The following is a 13,099-nucleotide window of genomic DNA, read 5'->3' as shown; positions in this document are numbered from 1 at the left end:
CCATGGATACATGCAATGCCTACCGTTATCACCCACGCTGCCGTTCCTCTGTGTCTGGGCTTAGGTCTGGGAACGAAAGTCATCCCACCCCGCCTGCTGTTTGCCGGGATCGTCCTCGCCATGCTGCCCGACGCCGACGTACTGGCGTTTAAATTCGGCGTCGCCTACGGGAATATTTTTGGCCACCGCGGTTTCACTCATTCGCTACTGTTTGCCTTTGTGGTGCCGATACTCTGCATGCTGGCCGGGCGACGATGGTTCAGGGCCAGCCTGACGCGCTGCTGGCTGTTTTTAACCGTGTCGTTGCTGTCGCACAGCCTGCTGGACTCCGTTACCACCGGCGGGAAAGGCGTCGGCTGGCTGTGGCCGTGGTCAGACGAGCGCTTCTTTGCGCCGTGGCAGGTGATCAAGGTCGCGCCGTTTGCGCTGTCGCGCTATACCACGCCGTACGGGCATGAGGTCATTATCTCGGAACTGCTGTGGGTGTGGCTGCCGGGGGCGGTGCTGATGGGGATGTTGTGGTGGAAACGAAGGTAAAAAAAGCCGGGTAGCGGCTGCGCCTTACCCGGCCTACGGTCGTGCTTTTGTAGGCCCGGTCAGCGAAGCGCCACCGGGCATTAAAGACTTACTTACGACGCCAGGTCGTCCCCTGCGGGCCGTCTTCCAGAATGATGCCCATCTCGTTCAGACGGTTACGCGCCGCATCCGCCGCCGCCCAGTCTTTCGCCTGACGCGCTTCCAGACGCGCTTTAATCAGCGCTTCAATTTCTGCCACTTCGCCGTCGTCTGCCTGCGCGCCGCTTTGCAGGAACGCGTCCGGCTCCTGCTCCAGCAGGCCGAGCACGGAAGAGAGCTTACGCAGATGAGACGCCAGCGCATTCGCCGCCGCCATATCTTCTGACTTCAGGCGGTTGACCTCACGCGCCATGTCGAACAGCACGGAGTAGGCTTCCGGGGTGTTGAAGTCGTCGTTCATCACCTCAACAAAGCGCGCTTCAAATGCTTCGCCGCCCGCCGCAGGCACAGATTTGTCGGTGCCGCGCAGCGCGGTGTACAGACGCTCCAGCGCAGCGCGCGCCTGCTTCAGGTTCTCTTCGCTGTAGTTCAGCTGACTGCGATAGTGACCAGACATCAGGAAGTAGCGCACGGTTTCCGCGTCGTAATACTTCAGCACGTCGCGCACGGTAAAGAAGTTGCCCAGCGATTTAGACATCTTCTCGCGGTCAACCATCACCATCCCGGAGTGCATCCAGTAGTTCACGTACTCGCCGCCGTGGGCGCAGGTGGACTGCGCGATTTCGTTTTCGTGGTGCGGGAACATCAGATCCGAACCGCCGCCGTGAATGTCGAAATGGTTGCCCAGCTGCTTGCAGTTCATCGCTGAACATTCAATGTGCCAGCCCGGACGCCCTTCGCCCCACGGGGATGGCCAGCTCGGCTCGCCCTCTTTGGACATCTTCCACAGCACGAAGTCCATCGGGTTACGCTTCACGTCAACCACGTCCACGCGCGCGCCGGCCTGAAGCTGGTCCAGATCCTGGCGGGAAAGCGCACCGTAGGTTGGGTCCGTCGGCACCGAGAACATCACGTCACCGTTGTCCGCCACATAGGCGTGACCGCGTTCGATCAGCTTTTCGGTGAGCTCAATGATTTCATGGATATGGTGGGTCGCGCGCGGCTCGCTGTCCGGGCGCAGAATATTTAAGGCGTCAAAATCCTTGTGCATTTCGGCGATCATGCGATCCACCAGCGCGACGAAGCTTTCGCCGTTTTCATTAGCGCGCTTGATGATTTTATCGTCGATGTCGGTGATGTTGCGCACGTACTTCAGGTTATAGCCCAGGAAGCGCAGGTAGCGTGACACCACGTCGAACGCAACAAAGGTACGGCCATGGCCGATATGACAGAGATCGTAAACCGTAATACCACACACGTACATGCCGACTTCCCCGGCATGGATAGGTTTAAATTCCTCTTTCTGGCGCGTCATTGTATTAAAGATTTTTAACATCGAAGATTCCATGTAAACACGTGTGTGGATTGTTTGTTCCTTATAATACCCATAATTGGGAGCACGGTCAGCACACAATGCAAGGTGATCGTGTCCTGTGGTTATGCTATAACAAGCCCCTATATGTGACCCGAGCACGGGTCGACGCACCACAATAACGGAACAGGATGCAAAAATGGTTACTTTCCACACTAATCATGGCGATATCGTAATCAAAACCTTTGATGATAAAGCGCCTGAAACAGTTAAAAACTTCCTGGACTACTGCCGCGAAGGTTTCTACAACAACACTATTTTCCACCGTGTGATCAACGGCTTTATGATCCAGGGCGGCGGTTTCGAGCCTGGTATGCGCCAGAAAGAGACCAAAGAAGCGATCAAAAACGAAGCGAACAACGGCCTGAAAAACACCCGTGGTACGCTGGCAATGGCCCGTACTCAGGCGCCACACTCTGCAACCGCACAGTTCTTCATCAACGTAGCGGACAACGACTTCCTGAACTTCTCTGGCGAAAGCCTGCAAGGCTGGGGCTACTGCGTATTCGCAGAAGTGGTTGAAGGGATGGACGTGGTCGACAAGATCAAAGCCGTTTCTACTGGCCGCAGCGGTATGCACCAGGACGTTCCTAAAGAAGACGTTGTGATTACAAGCGTGACCGTCAGCGAGTAATTCGTGGCGACACTCTTTATTGCAGACCTGCATCTGCAAACAGAAGAACCGGCGATAACCGCCGGTTTTCTGCGTTTTTTACGCGGTGAAGCGAAAAGCGCCGACGCGCTGTACATTCTGGGCGACCTGTTTGAGGCCTGGATCGGCGACGACGACCCGAACCCGCTGCACCGTGAAATGGCAGCCGCCATTCACGCGCTGGTGGATTCCGGCGTGCCCTGCTATTTCATTCACGGCAACCGTGACTTCCTGATAGGCCAGCGCTACGCCCGCGAGAGCGGCATGACGCTGCTGCCGGAAGAGCAGGTGCTCGATCTCTACGGTCGCAAGGTGCTGATCATGCACGGCGACACGCTCTGCACCGACGATACCGGCTATCTGGCGTTTCGCGCCAAAGTCCACACTCCGTGGATCCAGAAAGTGTTCCTCGCCCTGCCGCTGTTTATCCGCAACCGCATCGCCGCCAGAATGCGCGCGGGCAGCAAAGCCGCCAACAGCAGCAAATCGATGACCATTATGGACGTCAACCCGCAGGCAGTGGTTAACGTGATGGAAAAGCATCGCGTTCAGTGGCTGATCCACGGCCATACCCATCGCCCGGACGTGCACTCCCTTATCGCCAACGGCGAGCCCGCTCACCGCGTGGTTTTAGGGGCATGGCACAGCGAAGGTTCGATGGTAAAAGTCACGCCGGAAGGGGTGGAACTGATCGCCTTCCCGTTTTAACGCCCACCCGTCTTTTCGCCCATTTCTCGACCACGCAACCGTTTTCCTTGCCGGTATTACATGCTATTCTCTGTGCCCTCGAAAGCAGTGTGTTCCGCACCACAGGAGTTTTAAGACGCATGTCTTCCCGCAATAATCCGGCGCGTGTCGCCATCGTGATGGGGTCCAAAAGCGACTGGGCTACCATGCAGTTCGCCGCCGAAATCTTTGAAATCCTGAATGTTCCGCACCACGTTGAAGTGGTTTCCGCACACCGCACGCCGGACAAACTGTTTAGCTTCGCCGAAAGCGCCGAAGAGAACGGGTATGAGGTGATTATTGCCGGTGCGGGCGGCGCAGCACATCTGCCGGGCATGATTGCCGCCAAAACCCTGGTGCCGGTGCTGGGCGTGCCGGTGCAGAGCGCTGCGTTAAGCGGTGTCGATAGCCTTTACTCTATTGTGCAGATGCCGCGCGGTATTCCCGTCGGTACGCTGGCGATTGGCAAAGCGGGCGCCGCCAACGCCGCGTTGCTCGCCGCACAGATCCTGGCGACGCACGATACAGCGTTACATCAACGCCTGACGGAGTGGCGTAAAGCCCAGACCGACGAGGTGCTGGATAACCCAGATCCGCGGGGTGCAGCATGAAGCAGGTTTGCGTTCTGGGTAATGGTCAGCTTGGCCGCATGCTGCGTCAGGCTGGCGAACCGTTGGGTATTACCGTCTGGCCCGTCGGGCTGGACGCCGAGCCGGAAGCCGTGCCGTTCCATCAGAGCGTGATCACCGCCGAAATTGAACGCTGGCCGGAAACCGCCCTGACCCGCGAGCTGGCGCGCCATAACGCCTTTGTGAACCGGGACGTATTCCCGATCATCGCCGACCGTCTCACGCAAAAGCAGCTGTTCGACAAGCTCGGCCTTGCAACCGCGCCGTGGCAATTGCTCTCTGATAAAAGCGAGTGGGATGATGTGTTTGCGATGCTGGGCGAACTGGCGATCGTGAAGCGCCGCGTCGGCGGCTATGACGGTCGCGGGCAGTGGCGTCTTCGGGCGAACGACACCGCCGAGCTGCCGGACGACTGCTACGGCGAATGCATCGTTGAGCAGGGCATCAACTTCAGCGGCGAAGTGTCGCTGGTTGGCGCGCGCGCGCATGATGGTCGCACGGTGTTTTACCCGCTGACGCATAACCTGCATCAGGACGGCATTCTGCGTACCAGCGTTGCCTTCCCGCAGGCGAACGCTGGCCAGCAGGCGCAGGCGGAAGAGATGCTCTCCGCCATCATGCACGAGCTGGGCTACGTGGGCGTGATGGCGATGGAGTGCTTCGTCACGCCGTCGGGCCTGCTGATCAACGAGCTGGCGCCGCGCGTGCACAATAGCGGCCACTGGACGCAAAACGGCGCCTCCATCAGCCAGTTCGAGCTGCACCTGCGCGCTATCACTGATCTGCCTCTGCCGCAGCCGGTAGTGACCAGCCCGTCGGTGATGATCAACCTGATCGGCACCGATCTGAATTACGACTGGCTGAAGCTGCCGCTGGTGCACCTGCACTGGTATGACAAAGAGGTGCGCCCGGGTCGTAAGGTCGGTCACCTGAACCTGAACGATACCGACACGGATCGCCTGAGCGCTACGCTGGAAGCGATCGTCCCTCTCCTGCCGCCGGAATACGCAAGCGGTATTGTCTGGGCACAGTCAAAGCTCAACTAAGACATCTGCGCCGGGGAGTTGACCTTCCCCTTCCCCGGCGTACAATTCCCGCCCATTGCTGCTCAGTTTTCTTCTGGAATCACCATGAACGATGGAACGGACTATCGCGCGATCCTCGCGTCCGATACCCCTTTAATCGACGTTCGCGCGCCGATCGAATTTGCCCAGGGTGCGATGCCCGCCGCACTCAACCTGCCCTTAATGAACGACGACGAGCGTGCCGCCGTGGGGACCTGCTATAAACGCCAGGGACCCGACGCCGCGCTGGCGCTCGGCCATAGCCTGGTGAGCGGCGAGACGCGGGAGGCGCGCATTAACGCCTGGCGCGAAGCCAGCCTTGCTCACCCCGAGGGCTATCTCTGCTGCGCCCGCGGCGGGCAGCGCTCGCATATCTCCCAGGCCTGGCTTAAGGAGGCGGGTGTTGATTACCCGCTGATCCGCGGCGGCTATAAAGCCCTGCGTCAGACGGCGATTCAGGTCACGGTCGAGCAGTCGCAAAAGCCGATGGTGCTTATCGGCGGCTGTACCGGCAACGGTAAAACGCTGCTGGTGAAGCAGCACGCGCAGGGCATCGATCTGGAAGGGCTGGCGCACCATCGCGGCTCGTCGTTTGGCCGCACGCTCACGCCGCAGCTTTCCCAGGCGAGCTTTGAAAATCACCTCGCCGTTGAGCTGCTGAAAAAAGACGCGGCGCGCTGGGTGCTGGAAGATGAGGGCCGGATGATTGGCTCCAACCATCTGCCGGCGTGCCTGCGCGACCGCATGGCTGAAGCGCCTATCGTGGTGGTCGAGGATCCGTTTGACGTTCGTCTTGAGCGCCTGCGTGAAGAGTACTTCGACCATATGTGGGCGGACTTTTCTGCCGCCTACGGTGAAGACGCGGGCTGGAAAGCGTACAGCGAATACCTGCATCACGGACTTTTTGCCATTCGTCGCCGTCTGGGGCTGCAACGCTTCGCGGAGTTTACCGCCCTGCTGGACGCCGCGCTCGTCGAGCAACAGCGAACTGGCAGCACTGACGCACACTTCAGCTGGCTTGTGCCGCTGCTGAACGACTATTACGACCCGATGTACGGTTATCAGCTGGAGAAAAAGGCGGAGAAAATTGTGTATCGCGGGACGTTCGAAGACATTGCCGAATGGCTTAATCGCTGAAAAATAAAGCCGGGTGGCGGCTACGCCTTACCCGGCCTACGCGTGCTTGTGTAGCCCCGGTAAGCGCAGCGCCACCGGGGAACAAACAACTTAGAAGTCGTAACGCAGACGCACCAGGTTCATGTCGCCCAGGTTGTCGGTGCTGGAGGTGAACACGTGTTCGTAATCCACGCGGAAACCGTAGTCCAGCTGGAAGCTGATACCCACGCCGTTGTCGATGCGCTGGTAGTTACGGCCGTTCACGTACTCAATGCGGTCACCCATGAAGTAAGGCTGGATGGATTTCACCGCATACTGGCCGACCGGGAATTTGTACCCTGCGAAGTATTCAATACCCCATGCGTCACCGGCGAAGTAGTCGTTAACGGACACTTTTTTGGTGGTCATGAAGTTCTGATACCAGCCGCCGCCCGCGGAGAAGGTCCAGTTATCCGGGGTCCAGCTCAGCGCAGTACCGACAATGTTCTGGTCGTAGGATTTGCTGTCGCCGTTGTCCGGGTTACGCATGTCCGCGCGGGTGTAGTTCCACGCTGCGCCCCAGGTCAGATCGGTGGTCAGGTGGTAATCGATACCCAGCGAGCCGCCGCCTTTACGCTTGTAGCGCAGGCCGTTACCCGGCAGGTATTCACTGTCCTCAAACAGGTAGGATGCATAGATATCCGCATCGCCCACGGTTTTCTTGTACTTCAGCATCTGGCGTGAACGGTAAGAGCCGTCGTAGTCGCCGTTGATCCCGTTACCCGGCGCCTGGCCGATCATGTCGTAGTCCCAGATATCGGTTTTCGCGCCCACCACATCATAGTACACGCTGTTTTGCTGGCCGAAGGTCAGCGTGCCCCAGGTGTCGCTCTTCAGGCCGGTGTAGAGCATACGACGTGAGGTGTCGTGCGCGCCGTCGGCGTAGTGGTTATCCCAGTTAAACTGCGCCGGAATGTTCACACCCAGCTCGTAGTAAGTGATCCAGCTGATGTCATCGAACAGGTAGTAGTCTGCCGCGAAACGGAAGCGGGTACCGCCGTCAAAGCCGTTACGCTTGTAGCCGTTTTTGCCGTCATCGCCGGTCATGTTCTGGAACTGAGGACGAATACTGCCGCCAACGGTGAAGTTCAGGCGGCTCAGCGGGTTACCCGCCTGCGGATCCTGTTTCAGAAGAGTGATTTCCGCCTGGGATGCGAAAGAAGCCAATGCCACTGCTGCGCCGATCGTTGTCGCCAGCGCTGTTTTTCTTATAGTCATTCTTTTTCCTTGATAGACACGCTGCTAAATATTTAGCTGGTGAATATTAACCGGAAATATTCGGGCTGTGTGGGCGGGTTTTTAATGTTTTGTGCTACTAAATGCAGGGTCATTAACGATTTGTGCCGTTAAGCGGTGACGCACCAGCAGATATGCCGGTGCGTCATCATCACGTCAGTAAACTAGCTGACAAACTGGCGGAACAGCGCTTTACCTTTCAACAGACGGGTGCCGAGCCAGCCGCCGCACAGGGACAGCAGCACGGCGCCGCAGACGGGCAGCGTTACCCACAGCCGCCAGTCAGGCTCCCACGGGAAGTCGAAGACTTTCGTCTGGAGCACCGCCAGCGCGGTTTCCGCACCGATGGCCGCCACCAGCCCCGCCACCAGCCCAAGCAGCGCAAACTCGCTCCACAGCGTGGCGCGCAGCAGTCGCTTACCGGCGCCCAGCGTGCGGTAGACCACCAGCTCCTGATGCCGCTGGCGCATGCCGACCTGCACCTGCGCCAGCAGCAGCAATATGCCGCAGATCGTCACCAGCACCACCATCACCTCCAGCGCGCGGCTCACCTGCTCCAGCACCTGCCCGACCTGTTTGAGGATCGCGCCGATATCCAGCAGGCTCACCGTCGGAAACTCCCGGTTAAGCTGCGTCAGCATGCCGTTGCCGTTTTCCCAGCGGAAGCTGGTCAGCCAGCTCTGGGGCTGTCCGTCCAGCGCGCCCGGCGGGAAAATGAAGAAGAAGTTTGGCCGCAGGCTTTCCCAGTCCACCTTGCGCAGGCTGGTCACTTTGGCGCTGAAATCCTGCGTGTCGCCGGTAAAGGTCACGCTGTCGCCCAGCCCCACGTTCAGACGCTTCGCCAGCCCCTCCTCCATCGACACTTCCCCCGCCTTTGGCGGCCAGGTGCCGGCGACGATCGGGTTATGGTCCGGACGCTTCTCCTGCCAGGTCAGGTTCAGCTCTCGGTTGAGCGATTCGTCTTTGTTTCCTTCCGTCGACTGGCCGTTGATCTGCGTCAGGCGGGCACGCACGATCGGATAGAACGACTCGGGAATAATGTGATGCTCGGACAGGAAGCCCTTCAGCGGCGTCACCTGCTCGGGCGCGATGTTGATCAGAAAATAGTTCGGGCTTTCCGGCGGAAGCTGCTGCTGCCAGCGATCCAGCAGATCCCCGCGCAGCACCAGCAGGAGCGCCAGCAGCATAAACGACAGCGAGAACGCCGAAAGCTGGCTGAGTGTGGACCACGGCTGATGCAGCAGACGATTAATCGCCAGACGCACCGGCAGCGATTTCACCGTCAGCTTTTTTAGCAGGCTGAGCAGCACCCAGCCCAGCGCGCCGCACAGCAGCGCCAGCACGACCGCACCCGCCAGCACCGCCCACAGCAGTGTACTGCCGCCCATCAGCCAGGCCAGCAGCCCGACCGCCACCGCAATAATCACCGGCAGGTAGAACTTCATTGGCCAGACGTTGGCCACCACGTCGCGGCGCAGCACGCGCAGCGGCTGGGTGGCGAGCAGCAGCCGGTACGGGCGCAGCCCCACCAGCAGGGAGATCACCGTCATCGCGCCAATGGCCCACAGCCACGGCCAGAGGCTGGCTGGCGGCAGCGCGGCGGGCAGTACCGGTTTGAGCAGCACCATCAGCAGTTTTTCAAACAGCAGCCCGATCGCTCCGCCGGTAATGGCCGACAGCGCCAGCACCATCAGCCACTGGCCGACAATCAGCTTGCGCAGCTGCGCCCGACCCGCGCCGAGGGTTTTGAGGATCGCCACCAGATCGTAACGGCTGCGGCAGTAGTGCCCCATCGCCACGGCGACGGCCGCAACGGCCAGCAGCAGGGTTAACAGCGCCGACAGCAGCAGGAACTGCTGGGAACGTTCAAGAGATTTGCCGAGCGCCCCTTCATCCTGCTCCAGCCCGTACCAGCGATGTTCCGGCTTGAGCTGCGGCAGAAGCCATTTTTCATACGCCTCCAGCTGTGCGGGCGTACCGCCAAACTTATAGCGCCAGGTGACGCGGCTTCCAGGCTGGACGGCGTTGGTTTTCGCGACATCGGCGGTGTTCATCAGCAGGCGCGGCGCGAGCTGGAACGGGTTAAAGCCGGAATCGGGCTCCTGCACCACTTCCCCGGCAATTTTCAGAGTGGCATCGCCAACGTCAATACTGTCGCCGGGCTTCAGGTTAAGAAGCGCCATCAGACGCGAAGCCAGCAATACCGTACCGGAGGCCGGTTTTAGCCCCGGCGGGCTGGTTTGTAGCTCGCCGTACATCGGGTAGATGTCATCCACGGCCTTCACGCTGGCAAGCTGCGGCGTGTCGCCCGCAAAGGTCATGGTCTGGAAGGTGATTTGCTCCCCTACCTTCAGCCCTTCCTTGCGCGCTTCTTCTATCCAGCCCGGCGGGACGGGTCGGGAACTTTGCAGCGCCCGGTCCCCCGCCATAAATTCGCGGCTCTGCTGGCTAAGCCCTTTTTCCATGCGATCGCTGACGCTGCCGAGCGCCAGCACGCAGGCCACCGCCAGGCTCAACGCCAGCCAGACAATCAGCAGCGAGGGCGAGCGCCATTCGCGCCAGAACCAGCGGGCAATCATGCTTCCTCCTGAAGAATACCGTTCACCAGCCGCAGGCGGCGGTCGCAGCGGGCGGCCAGCTGCGGATCGTGGGTAACCAGAATCAGCGTGGTGCCGTGCTCGCGGTTGAGCGAAAACAGCAGATCGGCAATTTTATCCCCGGTTTTACGGTCGAGGTTGCCCGTTGGCTCATCGGCAAACAGCACTTCCGGGCGTCCGTTAAACGCCCGCGCCAGCGCCACGCGCTGCTGCTCGCCGCCGGACAGCTGCGCCGGAAGGTGGTCAAGCCGCTTCCCCAGCCCAAGCTGTTCCAGCAACGCTTTGGCGTGATCGCGGCTTTCGCGGGTATTTTCGCCGCGCAGCAGGCCCGGCAGCTCGACGTTTTCCAGCGCGTTGAGGGTTGGGATCAGCATGAAGGACTGAAAGACAAACCCGATATGCCGGGCGCGCAGCGCGGCGCGCGCCTCTTCATCAAGCGCGTGAAGGGGCTGGCCGACCAGGTTCACCTCGCCGCTGCTGCCATCGTCCAGGCCGGCCAGGATCGCCAGCAGCGTGGACTTACCGGAACCGGATTCGCCAATCAGCGCGATGCTTTCGGCGCGTTTGACAACGAGTTCAACTCCGGTAAGGATGGAAAGCTCGTGTTCTCCCTGACCGACGGACTTCTTAAGACGATGAACTTCAACAATGTTTTCCGCTGGCATTTGCCCTTCCTGTTTTTGATGCTGATGACCTTCCGCGCGGCGGCTGCGGACACGTTACTGGTGCTGGGCGACAGCCTGAGCGCGGGCTATCGTATGGCCGCCAGCGCGGCCTGGCCCGCGCTGCTCAATGATAAATGGCAGTCCGGGACGTCTGTCGTTAACGGCAGCATCAGCGGCGATACGTCGCAGCAGGGCCTGTCGCGCCTGCCTGCCCTGCTCAAGCAGCATCAGCCGCGCTGGGTGCTGGTTGAACTGGGCGGCAACGATGGCCTGCGAGGCTTCCCGCCGCAGCAAACCGAGCAAACGCTGCGGACCATTTTGCAGACCATTAAGGCCGCTAACGCCCAGCCGCTGCTGATGCAAATTCGCCTGCCCGCTAACTACGGCCGTCGGTATAATGAGGCGTTTAGCGCGATCTATCCTAAGCTTGCCAAAGAGTTTGATATTCCGCTGCTGCCATTTTTCATGGAAGAGGTCTATCTCAAGCCCCAGTGGATGCAGGACGACGGCATTCACCCCAATCGCGATGCCCAGCCGTTTATTGCCGACTGGATGGCAACCCGGCTGGCACCTTTAGTAAAACATGACTCGTCAAACAGCTGAGAACCTGACAGGTAAAGTTATGCAAAAATCGGTCTTAATAACAGGATGTTCCAGCGGAATTGGCCTTGAAAGCGCCCTTGAGCTTAAGCGCCAGGGGTTTTGGGTACTGGCAGCCTGCCGTAAACCCGAAGATGTCGAACGCATGAGAGGGCTCGGTTTTACCGGCATCCTGCTGGATCTGGATTCGCCTGAGAGCGTGGAGCAGGCCGCCGATGAGGTTATCGCCCTGACCAATAACCGGCTTTACGGCCTGTTCAACAATGCGGGCTATGGCGTCTACGGCCCGTTACAGACCATTTCGCGGGAACAGCTGGAACAGCAGTTCTCCGCTAACGTTTTCGGCGCGCATCAGCTCACCATGCGCCTGCTTCCCGCCATGCTGCCGCACGGCGAAGGGCGCATCGTCATGACCTCCTCGGTGATGGGCCTGATCTCCACACCGGGCCGCGGAGCTTATGCCGCCAGCAAATACGCGCTGGAGGCGTGGTCCGATGCGCTACGCATGGAACTGCGCCACAGCGGCATTAAGGTCAGCCTGATTGAGCCCGGCCCCATCCGTACCCGGTTCACGGAAAACGTTAACCAGACGCAGGCAGACAAGCCGGTCGAAAACCCCGGTATTGCCGCACGCTTCACGCTGGGGCCGGAGGCGGTGGTCGCCAAAGTGCGTCACGCCTTTGAGAGCGACAACCCCAAAACGCGCTATCCGGTCACGCTGGTGACCCATGCCGTCGGCTGGTTAAAACGCCTGCTACCGGGACGGATGATGGACAAAATTTTGCAGGGTTGAGTTGAAGCGATGACGCTTACCCCCATGTAAAGAGTAAACCGACAAAAGAGAATGCCGCATGTCCGTACAGAATATCGTCAATATTACTGAAGCTAACCTGCAACAGACGCTCGAACAGTCAATGGCTAAACCGGTGCTGTTCTACTTCTGGTCTGAACGCAGCCAACACTGTCTGCAACTGACGCCGGTCCTGGAAAGCCTTGCTGCGCAATACAACGGCCAGTTCATTCTGGCGAAACTGGATTGTGACGCCGAACCGATGGTGGCATCCCAGTTTGGCCTGCGCGCGATCCCGACCGTCTACCTGTTCCAGAATGGTCAGCCCGTCGATGGCTTCCAGGGGCCGCAGCCGGAAGAGGCGATCCGCGCCCTGCTGGATAAAGTCCTGCCGCGTGAAGAAGAGCTGAAGGCGCAGGAAGCGATGGCGCTGATGCAGGAAGGCAAATACGACGAGGCGCTGCCGCTGTTAAAAGACGCGTGGCAGCTGTCGAATCAAAACAGCCAGATTGGTCTGCTGCTGGCAGAGACCCAAATTGCGCTGCACCGCCCTGAAGACGCGGAAGCCGTTCTGAAAACCGTTCCGATGCAGGATCAGGACACCCGTTATCAGGGCCTGGTGGCGCAGATTGACCTGCTGAAACAGGCGGCGGATACCCCTGAAATTCAGCAGCTTCAGCAGCAGGTTGCAGACAACCCGGCGGATGCGGCGCTGGCAAGCCAGCTCGCGCTCCAGCTGCATCAGGTGGGGCGTAACGAAGAGGCGCTGGAACTGCTGTTTAGCCATCTTCAGAAAGACCTGGGCGCCGCAGACGGTCAGGCGCGGAAGATGTTCCAGGAGATCCTGGCCGCGCTTGGTACCGGTGACGCCCTGGCGTCAAAATATCGTCGTCAGCTGTACGCGTTGTTATATTGATGCACTTTGCCCGGTGGCGGCT

Annotated in this window: 13 protein-coding genes; 9 read left to right on the top strand and 4 right to left on the bottom strand. The window is 59.8% G+C overall.

The window, feature by feature from the left end; genetic code table 11:
• The first annotated feature begins 15 nt into the window (after window positions 1-15).
• Window positions 16-537 carry a metal-dependent hydrolase gene (locus tag E0L16_RS00965; protein ID WP_131636104.1) on the top strand — a complete coding sequence of 174 codons (522 nt, stop codon included), beginning with the start codon at window positions 16-18 and terminating at the stop codon, window positions 535-537.
• An 88-nt stretch (window positions 538-625) separates the two neighbouring features.
• Here E0L16_RS00965 and cysS read toward each other — a convergent pair whose 3' ends face one another.
• A complete protein-coding gene (gene cysS, locus E0L16_RS00960) occupies window positions 626-2,011 on the bottom strand; it encodes a cysteine--tRNA ligase (protein WP_131636103.1) in 1,386 nt (461 codons plus the stop codon).
• A 175-nt stretch (window positions 2,012-2,186) separates the two neighbouring features.
• Here cysS and ppiB point away from each other — a divergent pair, with 175 nt between their 5' ends.
• The 5 genes from ppiB to mnmH all read left to right on the top strand — a co-directional run bounded on the left by ppiB (window position 2,187) and on the right by mnmH (window position 6,255).
• Window positions 2,187-2,681 (top strand): peptidylprolyl isomerase B, encoded by a 495-nt coding sequence (gene ppiB / locus E0L16_RS00955; RefSeq protein ID WP_000256009.1) that lies wholly within the window; start codon window positions 2,187-2,189, stop codon window positions 2,679-2,681.
• A 3-nt stretch (window positions 2,682-2,684) separates the two neighbouring features.
• Entirely contained in the window at window positions 2,685-3,407 is a 723-nt protein-coding gene (gene lpxH / locus E0L16_RS00950) for a UDP-2,3-diacylglucosamine diphosphatase (RefSeq protein ID WP_112791922.1), read from the top strand.
• Window positions 3,408-3,526: 119 nt separating this feature from the next.
• Window positions 3,527-4,036, top strand: a complete 510-nt coding sequence (purE, locus tag E0L16_RS00945; protein WP_063868980.1) for a 5-(carboxyamino)imidazole ribonucleotide mutase — start codon at window positions 3,527-3,529, stop codon at window positions 4,034-4,036.
• Window positions 4,033-5,100, top strand: coding sequence for a 5-(carboxyamino)imidazole ribonucleotide synthase (gene purK / locus E0L16_RS00940; protein ID WP_107534832.1), 1,068 nt, complete (start codon window positions 4,033-4,035; stop codon window positions 5,098-5,100). Before purE ends, purK begins: the two co-directional genes overlap by 4 nt.
• An 84-nt stretch (window positions 5,101-5,184) precedes the next feature.
• Complete coding sequence (mnmH, locus tag E0L16_RS00935) at window positions 5,185-6,255, top strand: tRNA 2-selenouridine(34) synthase MnmH (RefSeq protein WP_131636102.1); 1,071 nt, start codon at window positions 5,185-5,187, stop codon at window positions 6,253-6,255.
• A gap of 90 nt (window positions 6,256-6,345) precedes the next feature.
• Here mnmH and E0L16_RS00930 read toward each other — a convergent pair whose 3' ends face one another.
• From E0L16_RS00930 to ybbA, 3 genes are all read right to left on the bottom strand, one after another.
• The gene (locus tag E0L16_RS00930) at window positions 6,346-7,491 is read right to left on the bottom strand and encodes a porin (protein WP_063451640.1); all 1,146 of its coding nucleotides are present in this window, start codon (window positions 7,489-7,491) and stop codon (window positions 6,346-6,348) included.
• 182 nt (window positions 7,492-7,673) lie between these two features.
• A complete protein-coding gene (gene ybbP / locus E0L16_RS00925) occupies window positions 7,674-10,088 on the bottom strand; it encodes a putative ABC transporter permease subunit YbbP (RefSeq protein ID WP_131636101.1) in 2,415 nt (804 codons plus the stop codon).
• Complete coding sequence (ybbA, locus tag E0L16_RS00920; RefSeq protein WP_063451642.1) at window positions 10,085-10,771, bottom strand: putative ABC transporter ATP-binding protein YbbA; 687 nt, start codon at window positions 10,769-10,771, stop codon at window positions 10,085-10,087. The genes ybbP and ybbA overlap by 4 nt, the downstream gene beginning before the upstream one ends.
• Here ybbA and tesA point away from each other — a divergent pair.
• From tesA to E0L16_RS00905, 3 genes are read left to right on the top strand one after another with little or no spacing between them, the layout of a single operon-like run.
• A complete protein-coding gene (gene tesA / locus E0L16_RS00915; protein ID WP_063451796.1) occupies window positions 10,742-11,374 on the top strand; it encodes a multifunctional acyl-CoA thioesterase I/protease I/lysophospholipase L1 in 633 nt (210 codons plus the stop codon). The genes ybbA and tesA overlap by 30 nt on opposite strands.
• Window positions 11,355-12,164, top strand: a complete 810-nt coding sequence (locus E0L16_RS00910; protein WP_107534829.1) for an SDR family oxidoreductase — start codon at window positions 11,355-11,357, stop codon at window positions 12,162-12,164. Before tesA ends, E0L16_RS00910 begins: the two co-directional genes overlap by 20 nt.
• Before the next feature lie 58 nt (window positions 12,165-12,222).
• Window positions 12,223-13,077 (top strand): co-chaperone YbbN, encoded by an 855-nt coding sequence (locus tag E0L16_RS00905; protein WP_063451644.1) that lies wholly within the window; start codon window positions 12,223-12,225, stop codon window positions 13,075-13,077.
• Window positions 13,078-13,099: the final 22 nt, after the last annotated feature.

It is taken from the genome of Enterobacter quasihormaechei (assembly GCF_004331385.1).
Lineage (GTDB): Bacteria > Pseudomonadota > Gammaproteobacteria > Enterobacterales > Enterobacteriaceae > Enterobacter > Enterobacter quasihormaechei.
The sequence above is the reverse complement of the archived record's forward strand: the minus strand, read 5'-3'. Positions and strand labels throughout refer to the sequence as shown.